An 18,764-nucleotide genomic window follows, 5' to 3' on the forward strand; every position below is an offset into this window, starting at 1 on the left:
TGCAGGGCAGCAGGCCGCACAGGGAAGCAGGGCCGGGGGACGCCATACTTTTTATCTACACCCTATTTGTACTTACCACTTGTTTTTTACAGTATGTGATGTTAGTATGTCTGTATACATACACAAAAGAGAATACAGAATGATAGAGGCGCGGGCTTTATCAGTACCAGGCGGGCAAGGGAGCAGGACAGCCGTCCGCAGGGGAAAGGAAAGACCGCCGAAGAGAACGTCCCCGGTCCGGGGGATTTTCTCTGGGGCACGGCAGAATATGCCGTGCACTGTCACAAGAATGTGGAGCGCTATCTGGGATAATAGCTTTGAGAAAGCAGAAGACCGTGAATGTGTTTTGGCAGCGCCGCATTCAGGGTCTTTTTTGTGTGGAAAAGCAACCTGCTGCAGAGGGGAAAGAGAGGAGTTTGTTGTATGAAGAAATCGGGAAAGAAAATAACCAGAGGAGTGGTGCTGATGCTGTTTTTGACAGCGATGGCATCCATGACGGTTCTGGCGGCAGACGGGGAAGCGCCGGCTCCGGCCATGTACGCAACCTTTGCATCGCTGGTGCCGCCCGTTGTGGCAATTGTGCTGGCACTGATTACCAAGGAAGTATACAGTTCCCTGTTTGTGGGAATCCTGGTTGGCGGTCTGTTTTATTCCGGCTTCCGGTTTGAAGGCACGGTTACCCATATTTTCCAAAACGGGTTTATTGCGGTGCTTTCGGATGGTTATAATGTGGGGATTCTGATATTCCTTGTGATATTAGGGGCCATGGTGAGCCTGATGAACCGTGCGGGAGGATCCGCTGCCTTCGGGCGCTGGGCCAGGGAGAAAATCAAAAGCCGGGAAGGTGCGCAAATTTCCACCATTGTACTGGGAGTGCTGATTTTTATTGATGATTATTTTAACTGCCTCACTGTGGGAAGCGTAATGCGTCCTGTGACGGACAGGCATAATGTATCCAGGGCAAAGCTGGCTTATCTGATTGACGCTACGGCGGCGCCCGTATGCATTATTGCGCCGATTTCATCCTGGGCGGCGGCAGTTACCGGTTTTGTGGAGGGGGAAGATGGGTTCTCTATCTTTATCCGGGCCATTCCCTATAATTTTTATGCGCTGCTCACCATTGCCATGATGATTATCCTGGTGGTTATGAAGTTTGACTACGGTCCGATGGCGGATCATGAAAGAAATGCGAAGAACGGGGATCTTTTCTCATCCGGCAAAAAAGAAGAAAAAGAGGCGGAGCCGGATACTGCTAATCCCATAGGGAAAGTAGTGGATCTGGTAGTTCCTATTATCATATTGATCCTTTGCTGTATTATCGGAATGATATATACGGGCGGCTTCTTTGCAGGAGCCGGTTTCATTACGGCCTTTTCCAACAGTGATGCTTCGGTGGGCCTGGCGCTGGGAAGCTTTTTTGCCATGGTTATTACCATTCTTTTTTACTGTGTCCGCAAAGTCCTGGGCTTTACAGATTGTATGGCCTGCCTGCCGTCCGGATTTAAGGCTATGGTGCCGGCGATCCTGATTCTCACCTTTGCCTGGACGCTTAAATCGATGACGGACAGCCTGGGAGCAGCCGTGTTCGTGGCAGAAGCGGTAAAACAGGCCGCAGGAGGACTGATGAACCTGCTTCCGGCTATTATATTCCTGGTAGGCTGTTTTTTGGCTTTTGCCACAGGTACGAGCTGGGGGACCTTCGGCATCCTGATTCCTATCGTCGTTGCCGTATTTGAAAAGTCTGATCCCCAGCTGATGATTATATCCATCGCTGCATGCATGGCCGGCGCCGTATGCGGCGACCACTGCTCCCCCATATCGGACACCACTATTATGGCTTCCGCAGGAGCGCAGTGCGACCATGTTAATCACGTAACAACCCAGCTGCCTTATGTGATCACCGTGGCGGCCGTATCCTTTGTGACCTATCTTCTGGCGGGATTTGTGAAAAGTGCATGGATAACGCTGCCGATAGGGCTGGCTATGCTGACAGGCGTGCTTCTTGTGATAAAAGAGCGGCAGAGAGAGAATGCCATGTAACCGCTCTTGCAGCAGTTTCTATATAATAGGAAGAAACCGTACACTGCCGTCCTGACAAAAAGAACCATTTTTGTCCTGCGGCATCCCCTCCCCTGTTCTCCCCTGCGCCGCAGCCCCGGGGAGAACAGGGGAGGGCACAGGACACAAGAGGCTGTCTGCACTGTTACCTGTTACAAAAAAAATTATTTTTTTAAGAAAAAAAGCTTGCAACTTCAGGAAAATACCAGTATAATAACAAATGCTGTGACATGATAGCGATGAAGCGTGAGGTTGCTGCTGAATTAGCAGGTTTTCCGTGGAGCGAATGTCAAGTTAGGAAACTGACGACAAGTCACTGTACAAGCAATGAAGTCTGTTATTTAACAGAAACAACCGCGTGAAAAGTCCTGAAGGAACGGGATGAGGTTCCAACAGTCGCAGACGTATTGATACGTCAAAATTTAGGACACACACGGGAGAGTGTACAGTCACCGCTTGTCGTACTTCAACAAAAAGTGCGAAAAGGAGGCGACTTTTTTTATGGCAAATCAGGTAATGAGAATTACATTGAAAGCTTATGACCATCAGCTCGTTGATGCGTCTGCCAAGAAAATCATCGAAACAGTTAAGAAGAACGGAGCACAGGTGAGCGGACCTGTACCGCTTCCTACTAAGAAGGAAGTGGTTACGATTCTGAGGGCCGTACACAAGTACAAAGACTCCAGAGAACAGTTTGAGCAGAGAACCCACAAGAGACTGATTGATATCATCGCTCCTACCAACAAAACGGTAGATGCTCTGCAGAGACTGGAAATGCCTGCCGGTGTTTACATCGACATCAAAATGAAAACCAAATAATCAACACAACAAACCTCTACAAAGACGTATGAATGGTGTCCGGGAGGAGAACAGCAGCGCCGGAAAACGGTGCAGGCGTTCTTCAGGCAGCCTGCAGGACAGGATGCTTCGGCTCGGCGGCGCCGAGACTATTCCGCTATGTAGAAAACAAGGAGGTAAAATTCATGAACAAAGCGATTTTAGCCACTAAAGTCGGAATGACACAGATTTTCAATGAAGATGGTTCCCTGATTCCGGTAACCGTACTTCAGGCCGGCCCCTGCGTGGTAACCCAGGTCAAGACAGTTGACAACGACGGTTACAGCGCCGTACAGGTTGGATTCGTAGACAAAAAAGAAAGAACAGTCAACAAAGACAAGGGCGGCAAGAAAGAAGTTATTCACAGACATGGTGTTAATAAGGCTCAGAAGGGCCACTTCGATAAAGCCGGAGTTTCCTGCAAGAGATATGTAAGGGAATTCAAATTTGACAACGCATCCGAATATGCACCGGCTCAGGAAATCAAAGCTGATATCTTCGCTGCCGGAGATAAAGTGGATGCAACCGCTATTTCCAAAGGTAAAGGATTCCAGGGCGCTATTAAGAGACATGGCCAGCACAGAGGACCTATGGCTCACGGTTCCAAATTCCATCGTCATCAGGGTTCTAATGGTGCATGCTCCTCACCGAGCCGTGTATTTAAGGGAAAAGGAATGCCTGGACATATGGGCTGCGTAAAGGTTACCGTTCAGAACCTGGAAGTTGTAAGGGTTGATGCGGGGAACAACCTGCTTTTGGTAAAAGGCGCAGTACCGGGCCCTAAGAAAGCACTGGTAACTATTAAAGAAACCACAAGAATGGATGCTTAAATTAGGGGTGAAAGGAGGAACTAACAATGGCTAACGTAGCTGTTTATAATATGGAAGGCAAGGAAGTCGGAACACTTGACTTGAGCGATGCAGTATTCGGTGTGGAAGTGAATGAGCACCTGGTACACATGGCAGTTGTTCAGCAGCTTGCCAACAAGCGTCAGGGAACACAGAAGGCAAAGACCCGTTCTGAAGTTTCCGGAGGCGGCAGAAAACCTTGGAGACAGAAAGGAACCGGTCATGCAAGACAGGGTTCAACCAGATCTCCTCAGTGGACCGGCGGCGGTGTGGTATTCGCTCCCGTGCCGAGAGATTATTCCTTCAAGCTTAACAAGAAGGAAAAGAGAGCTGCTCTCAAATCTGCATTAACCAGCAGAGTACAGGAAAACAAGCTCATCGTTGTGGATGAACTGAAGTTTGACGAAATCAAGACAAAGAACTTCAAGCAGGTTATGGATAACCTGAAAGTGAACAAAGGTCTTGTAATCATTAATGAAAATGATAAGAATGTGGTAATGAGCGCTAAGAACATGCCCACCGTCAATACAACACTGACAAGCACTTTGAATGTATATGATGTAATGAAGGCCGGCACCGTAGTTCTTACCAAGGATGCTGTTAAGACTATCGAGGAGGTGTACGCATAATGGCTGACGTAAAATATTATGATGTCATCCTCAAACCCGTCATCACTGAGAAGAGCATGGCTGGTATGGGAGATAAGAAATATACTTTCCTTGTTCATCCGGAAGCAAACAAATCCCAGATCAAAGAAGCTGTGGAGAAGATGTTCGAAGGAACCAAGGTTAAGAGCGTAAATACACAGAACTGTGAAGGCAAGAACAGAAGACGCGGAATGGTCGTTGGAAAGACTGCAAAGACCAAGAAAGCGGTTGTTCAGCTGACAGCCGACAGCAAAGATATCGAAATCTTCGCCGGCCTGTAGGATACGCGGATGCAGGTACCTGCTGTACTTGCATCGGGAGACACACGGTACGGTTTAACCCTTCCGTTTCTCCTGCTAAGTGCAAATCAAGCACGACAATAAATGATGAAGAAAAGGAGACAAAATCATGGGAATTAAGACATACAACCCATATACACCTTCCAGAAGAAATATGACTGGTTCCGATTTCGCTGAGATTACAAAGTCAACTCCGGAAAAGAGCCTCTGCGTATCTCTGAAGAAGAATGCCGGCCGTAACAATCAGGGTAAAATCACCGTCAGACATCGCGGCGGCGGAAACAGAAGAAAATACAGAGTTATCGATTTCAAGAGATATAAAGATGATGTTCCGGCAACTGTAATCGGTATCGAATACGATCCCAACAGAACCGCAAACATCGCACTGATCTGCTATGCAGACGGTGAGAAGGCTTACATCCTGGCTCCCGAAGGACTTAAGGATGGCATGAAAATCATGAACGGCCCTCACGCAGAAGTAAGAATCGGTAATTGCCTTCCTTTATCTGAGATTCCTGTTGGTACCCAGGTACACAACATTGAATTATATCCCGGCAAAGGCGGTCAGCTGGTTCGTTCCGCTGGTAACGGCGCACAGCTGATGGCTAAAGAAGGAAAATATGCAACGCTGAGACTTCCCTCCGGTGAAATGAGAATGGTACCCGTTATCTGCCGCGCAACCGTTGGTGTTGTTGGCAACGGCGACCACAACCTGATCAACATTGGTAAAGCAGGACGTACACGCCACATGGGAATCCGTCCCACTGTCCGCGGTTCCGTTATGAACCCCAATGACCATCCTCATGGTGGTGGTGAAGGTAAGACCGGTATTGGTCGTCCGGGCCCGAGTACTCCTTGGGGCAAACCTGCACTCGGCTTGAAGACACGTAAGAAGAAGAAAGCGTCCAACAAGCTGATTGTAAGAAGAAGAGACGGTAAGGCTATTAAATAAGGAGGAAAGAATCAATGGCTAGATCACTGAAAAAAGGACCGTTTGCTGATGCAAGCATCCTCAAGAAAGTAGATGCAATGAACGCTGCCGGACAGAAACAGGTTATCAAGACCTGGTCCCGTCGTTCTACAATCTTCCCGTCCTTTGTTGGACACACAATTGCTGTCCATGACGGGAGAAAACATGTGCCTGTATATGTAACAGAAGATATGGTCGGACACAAGCTGGGTGAGTTTGTTGCCACCAGAACCTATAGAGGACATGGAAAAGACGAAAAGAAATCCAAACTGAGATAATTGAAAGGAGGTTTTATCCATGGCAAGAGGACACAGAACTCAAATAAAGAGAGAAAGAAATGCAAATAAAGATACAAGACCTTCTGCAAAGTTATCATACGCAAGGGTTTCTGTACAGAAAGCATGCTTCGTACTGGATGCCATCAGAGGCAAAGACGTAACGACAGCACTGGCTATCCTGGAATACAATCCCAGATATGCATCCAGCCTGATTAAGAAGTTACTCGAATCTGCAATTGCAAACGCTGAAAACAACCTGGGGTTGAATAAAGATAACCTGTATGTTGCACAGTGCTTTGCAAACAAAGGACCTACAATGAAGAGAGTACATCCCAGGGCACAGGGAAGGGCTTACAGAATCGAAAAGAGAATGAGCCACATTACTTTGGTGCTGGATGAGAAATAATCCGAGGAAGGAATTGTCCCTGACGGGGCAAACGTGAAAGGAGAAAATATGGGACAGAAAGTTAATCCTCATGGCTTAAGAGTCGGCGTCATCAAAGATTGGGACTCCAGATGGTATGCAGACGCTGAGTTTTCAGACTTTTTAGTAGAAGATTACAACATCAGAAAATATTTAAAGAAAAAACTTTACAGCGCCGGTGTTTCCAAGATTGAAATCGAAAGAGCATCCGACAGAGTAAAGGTTATCATCTACACAGCCAAGCCGGGTGTTGTTATCGGCAAGGGCGGTGCGGAAATCGAAGTTACCAAGAAAGAGCTGTCCAAGCTGACAGACAAGAAAGTTCTTGTTGACATCAAAGAAATCAAGAGACCTGACAGGGATGCACAGCTGGTTGCAGAGAACATTGCCCAGCAGCTGGAAAACCGTGTATCTTTCAGAAGAGCTATGAAATCCTGCATGGGCAGAACCATGAAGGCTGGTGCGCTGGGTATTAAAGCAGCATGTGCAGGCCGTCTTGGCGGAGCAGATATGGCCCGTACCGAATTCTACAGTGAAGGAACCATCCCGCTTCAGACACTGAGAGCTGATATCGATTACGGTTTTGCGGAAGCAGATACCACATACGGTAAAGTTGGTGTTAAAGTATGGATCTACAAGGGCGAAATACTTCCTGCGAAAGGAAACAAGGAAGGGAGCGATAAATAATGTTAATGCCTAAAAGAGTTAAACGTCGTAAACAGTTCCGCGGTTCTATGGCAGGCAAAGCAATGCGCGGCAACACTATCACTTACGGTGAATACGGTTTGGTTGCAACAGAACCCTGCTGGATTAAATCCAATCAGATTGAAGCAGCCCGTATCGCGCTTACACGTTATACAAAACGTACCGGTAAAGTTTGGATTAAGATTTTCCCTGACAAACCAGTAACAGCAAAACCAGCAGAAACACGTATGGGTTCCGGTAAAGGTACTCTGGAATACTGGGTAGCAGTTGTTAAGCCCGGACGTGTAATGTTCGAAATTGCAGGAGTTCCTGAGGAGTCCGCAAAAGAAGCATTACGTCTTGCTATGCATAAGCTTCCTTGTAAATGTAAAGTTGTTTCTAAGGCAGATTTGGAAGGCGGTGTATCAAATGAAAACTAAACAGTATGTTGAAGATTTAAAGAAAAAATCCGACGCTGATTTAGCACAGGAACTGGTAAATGCTAAAAAAGAACTTTTCAATTTGAGATTCCAGAACGCAACAAATCAGCTTGATAACACGGCAAGAATCAAAGAGGTAAGGAAGAATATCGCTAGAATCCAGACCCTCATTACTGAAAAAGCCAAGGCTTCTCAGTAAGCCGTTACCATTCCAGAAAGGAGCACATCAACGTGGAAGAAAGAAATCTGAGGAAAACACGTACTGGTAAAGTCGTTAGTAATAAAATGCAGAAAACTATCGTTGTTGCTGTAGAAGATCATGTAAGACATCCTCTTTATGGCAAAATCGTTAAGAGAACCTACAAGCTGAAAGCTCATGATGAGAACAACGATTGCAACATCGGCGATACCGTTAAAGTTATGGAAACAAGACCGCTCTCCAAAGATAAGAGATGGAGACTTGTGGAAATTATCGAAAGAGCAAAATAAATAGCGTTATTTCTAACGTTTGCAATAATTTGGAATACAGGTTCTGCTCCCAATAAAACGGGTATGAATCTGGTTGGAAGGAGAATTAGCATGATTCAACAGGAAAGCAGATTGAAAGTTGCTGATAATACCGGTGCAAAAGAGCTCCTGTGCATCAGAGTTATGGGTGGCTCCACAAGACGGTATGCGAATATCGGCGATGTTATCGTTGCCACCGTCAAAGATGCAACACCAGGCGGCGTTGTAAAAAAAGGTGACGTGGTAAAAGCTGTTGTTGTACGTACGGTAAAAGGCGCTCGTCGTAAAGACGGTTCTTATATCAAATTTGACGAAAATGCTGCTGTAATCATCAAAGATGACAAGACTCCCAAAGGAACCCGTATCTTTGGGCCGGTAGCAAGAGAGCTTCGTGAGAAACAGTTTATGAAAATTGTATCTCTGGCTCCCGAAGTATTATAGGAGGTGCCCTATGTCAACAATGAAAATTAAAAAAGGCGATACTGTTAAGGTAATCGCCGGTAAGGATAAGGACAAAGAAGGAAAAGTTCTTTCCGTAGATAAGAAGAACGGCAAAGTGGTTGTTGAAGGCGTGAACATGGTAACCAAGCATGCGAAACCGTCTGCAGCAGACCAGAACGGCGGAATTATTCAAAAAGAAGCTGCGCTTGATATGTCCAACGTAATGTATGTCTACAAAGGAAAGCCGACCAGAATCGGTTTCAAAGTTGAAAATGACAAGAAAGTACGTTTTGCTAAATCAACCGGCGACGTAATTGATTAATTCTAAGGAAGGAGGCCGTAAACGTGAGCAGACTGAAAGACATTTACAATGATACAATTGTAGAGGCAATGACTAAGAAGTTCGGATATAAAAATGTTATGGAAGTTCCGAAGCTGGATAAAATCGTCATCAACATGGGTGTTGGCGAAGCAAAGGACAATGCAAAGGCTCTGGAATCCGCTGTGAAGGACCTTGAAACAATCACAGGACAGCATGTAGTACTTACAAAGGCGAAGAACTCCATCGCTAACTTCAAAATCAGGGAAGGTATGGCAATCGGATGTAAAACAACCCTTCGTGGTGAGAAAATGTATGATTTCCTGGATCGTCTTGTAAACCTGGCACTTCCCCGTGTACGTGACTTCAGGGGCGTTAATCCTGATGCATTCGACGGCAGGGGAAATTATGCGCTGGGCATTAAAGAACAGCTTATTTTCCCTGAAATCGAATACGATAAGGTTGACAAAGTAAGAGGTATGGATGTTATCATCGTTACTACTGCAAAGACTGACGAAGAGGCACGTGAATTACTGAGATTATTCAACATGCCTTTTGAGAAATAAGGAGGTTCATTCATGGCTAAAACAGCAATGAAGATTAAACAGCAGCGTAAACCGAAATTCTCCACAAGAGAATATACCCGTTGCAAAATCTGTGGTCGTCCACATTCAGTGTTGAGAAAATACGGAATCTGCAGAATCTGCTTCCGTGAACTGGCATATAAAGGACAGATCCCCGGCGTAAAGAAAGCAAGTTGGTAAGAAGGAGGCAATTCAAATGACAATGAGCGATCCGATTGCAGATATGCTTACAAGAATCCGTAATGCAAATACTGCAAAACATGATACCGTAGATGTACCTTCATCCAAAATGAAACTGGCTATCGCGCAGATTCTGCTGGAAGAGGGATACATTAAGAAATATGACATTCTGGATGACGGTGCTTTCAAGACCATCCATATCACTTTGAAATATGGAGAAGACAAGAATCACAAGATCATCACAGGCTTAAAGAGAATTTCCAAACCTGGTCTCCGTGTATACGCAGGCAAGGAAGAACTTCCCAAGGTTCTGGGTGGTCTTGGCATTGCCATCATCTCTAGCAACCAGGGCGTTATCACAGATAAGAAGGCAAGAGAGCTTCAGGTAGGCGGCGAAGTACTGGCATTTGTTTGGTAATAACGGCGGACTTCGTTTACTGTAGGTTTAGACAAATATTTAAGGAGGTACGGGCATGTCACGTATAGGAAGAATGCCAATCGCGGTTCCCGCAGGCGTTACTGTGGAAATTGCAGAAAATAATAAAGTGACTGTAAAAGGTCCTAAGGGCACACTTGAAAGAGTGCTCCCTGCAGAAATGGAAATCAAGATGGAAGGAAACGAAATCGTGGTTTCCAGACCTAATGATTTAAAGAAAATGAAATCCCTGCATGGTCTGACAAGAACACTCATCAACAACATGGTTGTTGGTGTTACCCAAGGCTACGAGAAGAAGCTTGAAGTAAACGGTGTTGGTTACAGAGCAGCAAAATCCGGCAACAAATTAACCTTATCTTTAGGTTATTCCCACCCGGTGGAGATGGAAGATCCGGAAGGACTGGAAACAGTTCTGGAAGGCCAGAACATCATCATCGTTAAAGGTATCGATAAAGAAAAAGTTGGCCAATTCGCAGCTGAAATCAGAGACAAGAGAAGACCGGAGCCTTATAAGGGCAAGGGTATCAAGTATGCTGATGAGACAATCAGACGTAAAGTTGGTAAGACTGGTAAGAAATAGATAAGGAGAGTGTAAGAATGGTTAACAAGAAATCAAGACAAGAAGTTCGTTTGAACAAGCATAGAAAACAACGTAACCGTTTCAGCGGCACTGCTTCCCGTCCGCGTCTTGCTGTGTTCAGAAGTAATAATCATATGTATGCTCAAATTATCGACGATACAGTTGGAAACACCTTGGTTTCCGCTTCTACTCTTGAAAAAGACGTAAAGGCAGAACTGGAAAAAACCAATAACGTTGATGCAGCAGCATATTTGGGAACTGTTATTGCTAAGAGGGCTCAGGAAAAAGGAATCACCACTGTTGTCTTTGACAGAGGCGGCTTCATATACCAGGGTAAAATCGCAGCGTTAGCTGATGCGGCCAGAGAAGCTGGCCTGGAATTCTAGGAAGGGAGAACACATCGTAAATGAGACATACAATCATTGACACAAACAATTTGGAACTCACCGAAAAAGTGGTTTCCATCAAGCGTGTAACTAAGGTTGTAAAGGGTGGTCGTAACTTCCGTTTCACAGCTTTAGTCGTAGTAGGCGACGGTGCTGGCCACGTAGGCGTTGGACTTGGAAAAGCAACGGAAATCCCGGAAGCTATCCGTAAAGGAAAAGAAGACGCTGCCAAGAACCTTATAAAAGTTGCACTGGACGAAAACAACAGTATTACCCATGACTTCCTTGGCAAGTTCGGTTCTGCAACCGTTCTTCTTAAGAAAGCTCCTGATGGTACCGGTGTTATCGCCGGCGGCCCCGTTCGTAACGTATGCGAACTTGCAGGTATTAAAAATATCCGTACGAAGTCTCTTGGTTCCAACAACAAGCAGAACGTCGTACTTGCTACCATCGAAGGCTTAAGCCAGTTAAAGACTCCTGAAGAAGTAGCAGCTAACCGTGGTAAATCTGTTGACGAAATCATGGCTTAAGGAGGAAACTTAAAATGGCAGAAAAAATGTTAAAAATTACATTGGTAAAATCTCCTATCGGTGCGGTTCCCAAGCACAGGGCTACCGTAAAAGCTATGGGACTTACCAAAATGCACAAAACAGTTGAGCTGCCCGACAATGAATCCGTAAGAGGTATGATTCGCCATGTCGGTTATATGCTCAAAGTAGAAGAAGCATAAGAACAGGAGGTGTCAGGAATGGAATTATCAAATTTACAGCCTGCAGAAGGTTCCAAGCACAGCGATAACTTCAGAAGAGGCCGTGGACATGGTTCAGGAAACGGCAAAACTGCTGGTAAGGGACACAAAGGTCAGAAGGCTCGTTCCGGAGCAACAAGACCGGGCTTTGAAGGCGGTCAGATGCCTTTATACAGACGTATTCCTAAGAGGGGCTTTACAAACAGAAACTCGAAGGAAATTGTAGGAATTAACTTAAGCGCTCTGGAAGTTTTTGAAAACGGAACCACCGTTACTGTTGAAACATTACTGGAACAGGGAATCGTTAAAAATCCTAAAGATGGAGTAAAAATCCTCGGAAATGGAGAATTGACCAAAAAACTCGATGTTAAGGCAAATGCTTTCAGCGCATCCGCTAAAGAAAAAATCGAGGCACTTGGTGGAACAGCAGAGGTGATGTAATGCTTACAACACTTAAAAATGCATTTAAAATGAAAGAGCTGAGGAAAAAGATTTTCTACACCTTTGCCATGCTGGTTGTGATCCGTTTAGGATCACAGCTGCCTGTGCCGGGGGTTGACAGGACTTATTTTTCCAGATGGTTTGCGGCGCAGACCGGAGATGCATTTAATTTCTTTGATGCGTTTACCGGCGGTTCCTTCCTGAACATGTCATTGTTTGCGTTGAACATCACGCCGTATATTACATCCTCTATCATTATACAGCTCTTGACCATTGCCATACCGAAGCTTGAGGAAATGCAGAAGGACGGAGAGGACGGCCGTAAAAAGCTGACCGCAATCACCAGATATGTTACGGTAGGTCTGGCCCTGATTGAGTCCACTGCCATGGCAATCGGCTTCGGCAGAAGCGGGCTGCTGGAAAACTTCAATGCATTGAATGTAATTACAGTAGTTGCAGCGCTCACCGCAGGAAGTGCTTTCCTGATGTGGATTGGCGAAAGAATTACTGAAAACGGTGTAGGTAATGGTATATCAATTGTTTTGACCATCAATATTGTGTCCAGAATGCCTCAGGATCTGGCCGGACTTTACAACCAGTTTGTAAAAGGAAAGCCGGTTGCAACCGCTGTTCTGGCGGCGCTTATTATCCTGGCGGTGATTGTGGCTATGGTCATTCTGGTTATTATCTTAAACGATGCGACCAGAAAAATCCCGGTGCAGTATGCGAAGAAGGTGCAGGGACGGAAGATGGTGGGCGGACAGTCCTCCAACATTCCGCTGAAGGTAAATACCGCAGGCGTAATCCCTGTTATTTTTGCATCCTCCATCATGCAGTTCCCGGTTATTATCTGTCAGCTTCTTGGGGTTAGCGGAACGGGAGTCTGGGGCCATATTCTGAAAGGATTAAGCTCAAATAACTGGTGCAAGCCGAGCGAGCCGATTTATTCCATCGGTCTTGTTGTATATATTATTCTGGTAATCTTTTTTGCTTATTTCTATACATCGATTACCTTCAATCCTCTTGAGATTGCGAATAATATGAAAAAGCAGGGCGGTTTTATACCCGGTATCAGACCCGGTAAGCCTACCAGCGACTATCTCAACAGAATTCTGAACTACATCATTTTTATCGGCGCATGCGGCCTGACAATAGTCTGCGTACTGCCATTTGTATTCAACGGTATTTTCGGCGCGAATGTTTCCTTTGGCGGAACGAGCCTTATTATCGTTGTCAGTGTAGTCCTGGAAACTCTGAAGCAGATTGAATCCCTGATGCTTGTCCGGAATTACAAAGGCTTTTTGAACGATTAATATTATAAACTTACGATAATTGGGACAGAACATTTGTTTTGTCCCAAAATGCGATATCCTTCAAAGCGGAGAAAATGCTATGAAAATTATTATGTTGGGCGCTCCTGGCGCCGGTAAAGGAACCCAGGCTAAAATGATCGCTGACAAATACGGGGTTCCCCATATCTCCACAGGAGATATTTTCAGGGCGAATATCAAGAACGGTACGGAGCTTGGAAAAGAAGCAAAGGGCTACATGGACAAAGGGCTTCTGGTGCCCGATGAGCTTACGGTCCGCCTTCTTCTGGACAGAGTTGCCCAGGAGGATTGCAGCGGCGGGTATGTGCTGGATGGATTCCCGAGAACCATTCCTCAGGCCGAGGTGCTTGACAGCGAACTCGCCAAGCTGGGTGAGAGCGTTGATGCAGCGGTGGATGTGGATGTGCCGGATGAAAATATCATTAACAGGATGTCAGGCAGACGTGCCTGCCTAAGCTGCGGCGCAACCTATCACATTGTAAACATTCCGTCCAAAAAAGAAGGAATTTGTGATGTATGCGGCAGCAGCCTGGTATGCAGAGAAGATGATCAGCCTGAAACAGTGAAAAACCGTTTGCAGGTTTATCATGAACAGACACAGCCTCTGATTGCGTATTATGAAGCCAAAGGCGTGCTGAGAACAGTTGACGGAACCCTTCCTATGGCAGAGGTTTTTGAAGCAATTGTAAAAATCCTTGGTTAAGGATTGCGGCCTTCGGAGGTTATTTGTATGGCAGTGACCATTAAATCTGCAAGAGAAATTGAATTAATGCGGGAAGCCGGAAAGATATTGGCGGAGGTTCATGAAGAACTGGGCGCCTTTATCCGTCCCGGCATTTCCACGCTGGACATTGATATGCTGGGCGAAAAATTAATACGCAGCCGCGGCTGCACACCCAACTTTCTGAATTATCAGGGATATCCGGCATCTATTTGTGTTTCTGTGAATAATGAAGTAGTCCATGGCATTCCCAACGGTAACCACATCCTTAAGGAAGGCGATATAGTCAGCCTGGACGCCGGGCTTATTTATAAGGGCTATCATTCCGATGCGGCAAGGACCCATGCGGTGGGGACCATAAGCGAGGATGCGGCAAAACTGATTTCGGTGACGAAGCAGAGCTTTTTTGTGGGAATCAAACAGGCCAGGGAAGGTAACCATCTGTTTGATATTTCCGCTGCTATTGATGATTATGTGAGCCAGTTCGGTTACGGCATTGTCCATGATCTGGTTGGACACGGCATCGGTACCAGCCTGCATGAGGATCCGCAGATTCCGAACTTCAGACAGAAACGCAGAGGCGTAAGGCTGCAGGCCGGCATGACACTGGCGGTGGAACCGATGATCAATATGGGAGACTGGCCGGTGGAGTGGATGGACGATGGATGGACTGTTGTGACAAAGGATGGATCCCTGTCCGCCCACTATGAAAATACGATTCTGATAACAGACGGTGAACCGGATATTCTCACAATCTGGGAATGAGGAAATGTATGACAGGAAAACTGGCGCTCTCAAAAGCAGGGCATGACAAGAATACGCTTTATCTGATTATGAAAGAAGAACAGGAAACGGTATATCTGACGGACGGCTGCGGCAGGGATATACGGCATCCGAAGAAGAAAAACAAGAAGCATATCCAGTTAATAAATGCCGGGATCTCCCGGGAAGAGCTGGAGAAGTATCTTGCAAACCCGGCCTGGGGAAATAATCAGATCAGAGAGAGAATCAATCGTTACACCAGCCGGGAAGATTCCCCGGACAAATCCTTAGGATAATGATAATTGGAAACAGAAAGGAAACAAAGTATGTCGAAAGCAGATGTAATTGAAATCGAAGGAACCGTAGTAGAAAAGTTGCCTAACACCATGTTTCAGGTGGAGTTGGAGAACGGGCACAGAGTGCTTGCACATATCAGCGGAAAGCTGAGACAGAACTTTATCCGTATCCTTCCGGGAGATAAGGTTACGCTGGAACTCTCCCCTTATGATTTGAGCAAGGGACGCATTATTTGGAGAGACAAGTAAAAAACGGGCTTTTCTGCAGGAAAAGTGAGTGAAAGGCTTGCATTACCCGTTTTTGCATGTTATAATTTAAAACGGTCTTTTTTGAAAGGAGGTTTAACATGAAAGTTAGATCATCAGTAAAACCGATTTGCGAAAAGTGCAAAGTTATCAAGAGAAAGGGCGCGATCAGAATTATCTGTGAGAACCCTAAACACAAACAGAGACAGGGCTGATCCTTGTCGTTCCATTCAGGCGGCATCAGTACCGTTCTTGAGGACGGTGCTTGGAAATAATTGAACGTAAGGCAATTCGTGTTGGAGTACGGCAGCTCTGCAGGCGCCGTATGGTTTCTTACATGGGTTTACGGGAGATTACTTTTTGATACCGAAAATTAGGGTGCGCAGCATCCTCAGTATCCTTTTTCGGATACCGGAGTATCGGAAAGGCCGGATGGGTGTCCGGCTGGGCAAGCGAGGATATGGCTCTCGCTGCGACTGCTCCGCAGTCGCTCGAAAAACAAAGCAAATCTCCGATTTGATTTGTTTTTCCTGTTAGTACGCCCCAGTCAATTAGTAACTATTATTAATACGATTTGATCGTATGCACAGGGTGTGATACACCAGGAAGCGTGTGGACGCGGAAGGGGTGGAGTCTGCCTTGTGTAATTGCGCGTTAAATACTTATTGTAAAGACCAGGTATTTCGGGCGCGCAGTGAAGAAACGCGCATCCCGGCAAAACGCCGGGCGGATGTGGCGCGAAAGGAAAACGGAGGAAACGTAAATGGCTCGTATTGCAGGTATTGACTTACCAAGAGAAAAACGTGTGGAGATCGGACTTACCTATATCTATGGTATCGGTAGGCCGAGCGCAACAAAAATCTGCGCAAAGGCAAATGTCAACCCTGACACCCGTGTAAGGGAGCTGACGGATGATGAGGTAAAGAGACTCAGCGCTGTCATCGACGAATCAATGACTGTGGAAGGTGATCTGAGAAGAGAAATCGCTCTGAACATCAAGAGATTACAGGAAATCGGATGCTATAGGGGTATCCGTCACAGAAAAGGACTGCCGGTTCGCGGACAGAATACCAAGAACAACGCAAGAACCAGAAAAGGTCCTAAGAGAACAGTTGCAAATAAGAAAAAATAATCTAAATTTATTGAGGAAAGTAGGTTAGTTTAAATGGCTAAGAAAGTTGCGAAAAAAGTAACAAAGAAACGTGTCAGAAAAAACGTTGAACGCGGACAGGCACACATTCAGTCATCTTTCAATAACACAATTGTTACCCTGACAGATACTGAAGGAAATGCTTTAAGCTGGGCAAGCGCCGGCGGTCTGGGCTTTAGAGGTTCAAGGAAATCTACTCCGTACGCAGCACAGATGGCTGCAGAAACAGCTGCAAAGGCAGCTATTCCGCACGGTCTGAAGACTGTAGACGTGTTTGTAAAGGGTCCTGGTTCAGGACGGGAAGCTGCTATCCGTGCGCTTTCTGCATGTGGTCTGGAAGTAACCAGCATCAAGGACGTTACTCCCGTGCCTCACAACGGATGCCGCCCGCCCAAGCGTCGTAGAGTTTAATCAGTAAATGGAGATAACGTTGGAAGAAAGTGCGGCACTGACGCACTGTAAACAATATTTGGAGGAAATCAAAAATGGCAGTAAACAGAACCCCTGTTTTAAAAAGATGCAGATCCCTTGGTCTGGAACCCATGTACCTGGGATACGACAAGAAGTCTAACAGAAGCAACGCAAGAGCAGGCAAGAAGGTAAGTGAATACGGCCTTCAGCTGAGAGAAAAGCAGAAAGCCAAATTCATCTACGGCGTGCTGGAGAAACCTTTCAGAAATTACTATAAGAAAGCCGACAGAATGAAAGGGATGACCGGTACCAATCTGATGACCATTCTTGAAAGCAGACTGGACAGCGTTATCTTCAGGATGGGCTTTGCAAGAACCAGAAGAGAAGCAAGACAGGTAGTAGATCACAAGCATGTACTGGTAAACGGAAAATGCATCAACATTCCTTCTTACCTGGTTAAAGCAGGCGATGTGATTGAAATCAAGGAAAAAGCAAAAGGAATGCAGAGATATAAAGATATCCTCGAAGTTACAGCAGGAAGACTGGTTCCGGAGTGGATGGATGTAGACATCGAAAACTTCAAAGGAACGATTAAGGAACTTCCGGCCAGGGAAATGATTGACGTACCTGTAGACGAAATGCTTATCGTCGAATTGTATTCCAAGTAATTTCTTGTAGCTGGCGTGAACGTTTCAATTAAGAAACTTTTCGTTCGTAAAGGAGGGTATTTGCAGTGTTTGATTTTGAAAGACCCAATATCGAGGTTGCTGAAATCTCTGAGGACAAGAAATACGGCAAATTCGTTGTAGAACCGCTGGAAAGAGGTTACGGTATTACACTGGGCAATTCCCTGAGAAGAATTATGCTTTCTTCTCTGCCGGGTGCGGCTGTAAGCCAGGTGAAAATTGAAGGCGTGCTGCATGAATTCAGCTCGATTCCTGGTGTTAAGGAAGATGTGACTGAAATCATCATGAACATCAAGAGTCTGGCAATCAAGAATAACAGCGAAACCAATGAACCTAAGACCGCTTATATCGAATTCGAAGGCGAAGGTGTTGTCCGTGCTTCAGATATTCAGGCAGATCAGGATATTGAGATTCTTAATCCCGACCTGGTAATTGCTACCTTAAGCGGCGGCAAGGAAAGCAAGCTGTACATGGAACTGACCATTACCAAGGGACGTGGATATGTCAGCGCGGAGAAGAACAAGAGCGAAGACCTGCCTATCGGCGTAATCGCAATTGATTCCATCTATACTCCGGTAGAAAGAGTGAACATGGCTGTTGCCAATACCCGTGTCGGCCAGGTGACTGACTTTGACAAACTGACACTGGATGTATATACCAACGGTACTCTGGCTCCGGATGAAGCTGTCAGCCTTGCTGCAAAAGTACTCAGTGAACATTTAAGCCTTTTTATTGACCTTTCTGAAAATGCCAAAACCGCTGAGGTTATGGTAGAGAAGGAAGATGATGAGAAAGAAAAAGTATTAGAAATGAGCATCGACGAACTTGAGTTGTCTGTTCGTTCCTATAACTGCTTAAAACGTGCTGGTATCAATACGGTAGAAGAATTGACCAACAAGACTTCAGAAGATATGATGAAGGTCCGTAACCTGGGCCGTAAGTCACTGGAAGAGGTTCTTGCGAAATTAAAGGAACTGGGGCTTCAGCTGAATCCCAGCGATGAAATAAACGTATAACAAGCTGTAACCGTGAAGGTACGGAATAGTTATGATAT

General features: G+C 45.8%; 32 protein-coding genes and 1 riboswitch. All 32 genes read left to right on the plus strand.

Going from position 1 to position 18,764, the window contains the following annotated elements:
* Positions 1-135 precede the first annotated feature (135 nt).
* A riboswitch (Lysine riboswitch) is annotated at positions 136-310 on the plus strand.
* Positions 311-423: 113 nt separating this feature from the next.
* Positions 424-2,040 carry a Na+/H+ antiporter NhaC family protein gene (locus tag DXA36_RS22585; protein WP_118681707.1) on the plus strand — a complete coding sequence of 539 codons (1,617 nt, stop codon included), beginning with the start codon at positions 424-426 and terminating at the stop codon, positions 2,038-2,040.
* Between the two features lie 519 nt (positions 2,041-2,559).
* Complete coding sequence (gene rpsJ, locus DXA36_RS22595) at positions 2,560-2,877, plus strand: 30S ribosomal protein S10 (protein WP_009256142.1); 318 nt, start codon at positions 2,560-2,562, stop codon at positions 2,875-2,877.
* Positions 2,878-3,041: 164 nt separating this feature from the next.
* The gene (gene rplC / locus DXA36_RS22600; RefSeq protein WP_118681786.1) at positions 3,042-3,725 is read left to right on the plus strand and encodes a 50S ribosomal protein L3; all 684 of its coding nucleotides are present in this window, start codon (positions 3,042-3,044) and stop codon (positions 3,723-3,725) included.
* A 26-nt stretch (positions 3,726-3,751) separates the two neighbouring features.
* Positions 3,752-4,372, plus strand: coding sequence for a 50S ribosomal protein L4 (gene rplD, locus DXA36_RS22605; protein ID WP_118681709.1), 621 nt, complete (start codon positions 3,752-3,754; stop codon positions 4,370-4,372).
* Entirely contained in the window at positions 4,372-4,671 is a 300-nt protein-coding gene (gene rplW, locus DXA36_RS22610; RefSeq protein WP_118681710.1) for a 50S ribosomal protein L23, read from the plus strand. The genes rplD and rplW overlap by 1 nt, the downstream gene beginning before the upstream one ends.
* Positions 4,672-4,798: 127 nt before the next feature.
* On the plus strand, positions 4,799-5,641 hold the full coding sequence (gene rplB, locus DXA36_RS22615; protein WP_118681711.1) for a 50S ribosomal protein L2: 843 nt from the start codon (positions 4,799-4,801) through the stop codon (positions 5,639-5,641).
* A gap of 14 nt (positions 5,642-5,655) precedes the next feature.
* On the plus strand, positions 5,656-5,937 hold the full coding sequence (gene rpsS / locus DXA36_RS22620) for a 30S ribosomal protein S19 (protein WP_009256137.1): 282 nt from the start codon (positions 5,656-5,658) through the stop codon (positions 5,935-5,937).
* Between the two features lie 19 nt (positions 5,938-5,956).
* Positions 5,957-6,343 (plus strand): 50S ribosomal protein L22, encoded by a 387-nt coding sequence (rplV, locus tag DXA36_RS22625; protein WP_118681712.1) that lies wholly within the window; start codon positions 5,957-5,959, stop codon positions 6,341-6,343.
* Positions 6,344-6,391: 48 nt separating this feature from the next.
* Positions 6,392-7,048 carry a 30S ribosomal protein S3 gene (gene rpsC / locus DXA36_RS22630; protein ID WP_021633702.1) on the plus strand — a complete coding sequence of 219 codons (657 nt, stop codon included), beginning with the start codon at positions 6,392-6,394 and terminating at the stop codon, positions 7,046-7,048.
* Complete coding sequence (rplP, locus tag DXA36_RS22635; RefSeq protein WP_118681713.1) at positions 7,048-7,485, plus strand: 50S ribosomal protein L16; 438 nt, start codon at positions 7,048-7,050, stop codon at positions 7,483-7,485. The genes rpsC and rplP overlap by 1 nt, the downstream gene beginning before the upstream one ends.
* A complete protein-coding gene (gene rpmC / locus DXA36_RS22640) occupies positions 7,475-7,684 on the plus strand; it encodes a 50S ribosomal protein L29 (protein WP_118681714.1) in 210 nt (69 codons plus the stop codon). Before rplP ends, rpmC begins: the two co-directional genes overlap by 11 nt.
* Before the next feature lie 32 nt (positions 7,685-7,716).
* Positions 7,717-7,974: a 30S ribosomal protein S17 gene (gene rpsQ / locus DXA36_RS22645; RefSeq protein WP_009256131.1), complete on the plus strand. Its 258-nt coding sequence runs from the start codon at positions 7,717-7,719 to the stop codon at positions 7,972-7,974.
* A 90-nt stretch (positions 7,975-8,064) separates the two neighbouring features.
* Positions 8,065-8,433, plus strand: coding sequence for a 50S ribosomal protein L14 (gene rplN / locus DXA36_RS22650; RefSeq protein ID WP_118681715.1), 369 nt, complete (start codon positions 8,065-8,067; stop codon positions 8,431-8,433).
* Positions 8,434-8,443: 10 nt separating this feature from the next.
* Positions 8,444-8,755, plus strand: a complete 312-nt coding sequence (gene rplX / locus DXA36_RS22655) for a 50S ribosomal protein L24 (protein WP_118681716.1) — start codon at positions 8,444-8,446, stop codon at positions 8,753-8,755.
* Positions 8,756-8,778: 23 nt separating this feature from the next.
* On the plus strand, positions 8,779-9,318 hold the full coding sequence (rplE, locus tag DXA36_RS22660) for a 50S ribosomal protein L5 (protein ID WP_118681717.1): 540 nt from the start codon (positions 8,779-8,781) through the stop codon (positions 9,316-9,318).
* Between the two features lie 12 nt (positions 9,319-9,330).
* Entirely contained in the window at positions 9,331-9,516 is a 186-nt protein-coding gene (locus tag DXA36_RS22665) for a type Z 30S ribosomal protein S14 (protein ID WP_009256127.1), read from the plus strand.
* Between the two features lie 16 nt (positions 9,517-9,532).
* Complete coding sequence (gene rpsH / locus DXA36_RS22670; RefSeq protein WP_118681718.1) at positions 9,533-9,934, plus strand: 30S ribosomal protein S8; 402 nt, start codon at positions 9,533-9,535, stop codon at positions 9,932-9,934.
* A 55-nt stretch (positions 9,935-9,989) separates the two neighbouring features.
* Positions 9,990-10,532: a 50S ribosomal protein L6 gene (rplF, locus tag DXA36_RS22675; RefSeq protein ID WP_009256125.1), complete on the plus strand. Its 543-nt coding sequence runs from the start codon at positions 9,990-9,992 to the stop codon at positions 10,530-10,532.
* A 17-nt stretch (positions 10,533-10,549) separates the two neighbouring features.
* Positions 10,550-10,918 (plus strand): 50S ribosomal protein L18, encoded by a 369-nt coding sequence (rplR, locus tag DXA36_RS22680; RefSeq protein WP_118681719.1) that lies wholly within the window; start codon positions 10,550-10,552, stop codon positions 10,916-10,918.
* Between the two features lie 20 nt (positions 10,919-10,938).
* Entirely contained in the window at positions 10,939-11,448 is a 510-nt protein-coding gene (gene rpsE / locus DXA36_RS22685; protein WP_009256123.1) for a 30S ribosomal protein S5, read from the plus strand.
* A 14-nt stretch (positions 11,449-11,462) separates the two neighbouring features.
* A complete protein-coding gene (gene rpmD / locus DXA36_RS22690) occupies positions 11,463-11,648 on the plus strand; it encodes a 50S ribosomal protein L30 (protein ID WP_009256122.1) in 186 nt (61 codons plus the stop codon).
* An 18-nt stretch (positions 11,649-11,666) separates the two neighbouring features.
* Positions 11,667-12,107 (plus strand): 50S ribosomal protein L15, encoded by a 441-nt coding sequence (gene rplO, locus DXA36_RS22695; RefSeq protein WP_118681720.1) that lies wholly within the window; start codon positions 11,667-11,669, stop codon positions 12,105-12,107.
* On the plus strand, positions 12,107-13,420 hold the full coding sequence (secY, locus tag DXA36_RS22700) for a preprotein translocase subunit SecY (RefSeq protein ID WP_118681721.1): 1,314 nt from the start codon (positions 12,107-12,109) through the stop codon (positions 13,418-13,420). The genes rplO and secY overlap by 1 nt, the downstream gene beginning before the upstream one ends.
* Before the next feature lie 79 nt (positions 13,421-13,499).
* Positions 13,500-14,141 carry an adenylate kinase gene (locus tag DXA36_RS22705; RefSeq protein WP_118681722.1) on the plus strand — a complete coding sequence of 214 codons (642 nt, stop codon included), beginning with the start codon at positions 13,500-13,502 and terminating at the stop codon, positions 14,139-14,141.
* 27 nt (positions 14,142-14,168) lie between these two features.
* Entirely contained in the window at positions 14,169-14,924 is a 756-nt protein-coding gene (map, locus tag DXA36_RS22710) for a type I methionyl aminopeptidase (protein ID WP_118681723.1), read from the plus strand.
* Positions 14,925-14,932: 8 nt separating this feature from the next.
* Complete coding sequence (locus DXA36_RS22715; protein WP_118681724.1) at positions 14,933-15,217, plus strand: KOW domain-containing RNA-binding protein; 285 nt, start codon at positions 14,933-14,935, stop codon at positions 15,215-15,217.
* Positions 15,218-15,247: 30 nt separating this feature from the next.
* The gene (gene infA / locus DXA36_RS22720; RefSeq protein WP_009256116.1) at positions 15,248-15,466 is read left to right on the plus strand and encodes a translation initiation factor IF-1; all 219 of its coding nucleotides are present in this window, start codon (positions 15,248-15,250) and stop codon (positions 15,464-15,466) included.
* A gap of 98 nt (positions 15,467-15,564) precedes the next feature.
* Complete coding sequence (gene rpmJ / locus DXA36_RS22725) at positions 15,565-15,678, plus strand: 50S ribosomal protein L36 (RefSeq protein WP_023353537.1); 114 nt, start codon at positions 15,565-15,567, stop codon at positions 15,676-15,678.
* A gap of 548 nt (positions 15,679-16,226) precedes the next feature.
* Positions 16,227-16,595, plus strand: a complete 369-nt coding sequence (gene rpsM / locus DXA36_RS22730; RefSeq protein WP_118681725.1) for a 30S ribosomal protein S13 — start codon at positions 16,227-16,229, stop codon at positions 16,593-16,595.
* A gap of 33 nt (positions 16,596-16,628) precedes the next feature.
* The gene (gene rpsK / locus DXA36_RS22735; protein ID WP_021633722.1) at positions 16,629-17,024 is read left to right on the plus strand and encodes a 30S ribosomal protein S11; all 396 of its coding nucleotides are present in this window, start codon (positions 16,629-16,631) and stop codon (positions 17,022-17,024) included.
* A 74-nt stretch (positions 17,025-17,098) separates the two neighbouring features.
* A complete protein-coding gene (gene rpsD, locus DXA36_RS22740) occupies positions 17,099-17,692 on the plus strand; it encodes a 30S ribosomal protein S4 (protein ID WP_118681726.1) in 594 nt (197 codons plus the stop codon).
* Positions 17,693-17,757: 65 nt separating this feature from the next.
* A complete protein-coding gene (locus DXA36_RS22745; protein WP_118681727.1) occupies positions 17,758-18,726 on the plus strand; it encodes a DNA-directed RNA polymerase subunit alpha in 969 nt (322 codons plus the stop codon).
* Positions 18,727-18,764 lie beyond the last annotated feature (38 nt).

It is taken from the genome of Eisenbergiella sp. OF01-20 (assembly GCF_003478085.1).
GTDB lineage: Bacteria > Bacillota > Clostridia > Lachnospirales > Lachnospiraceae > Eisenbergiella.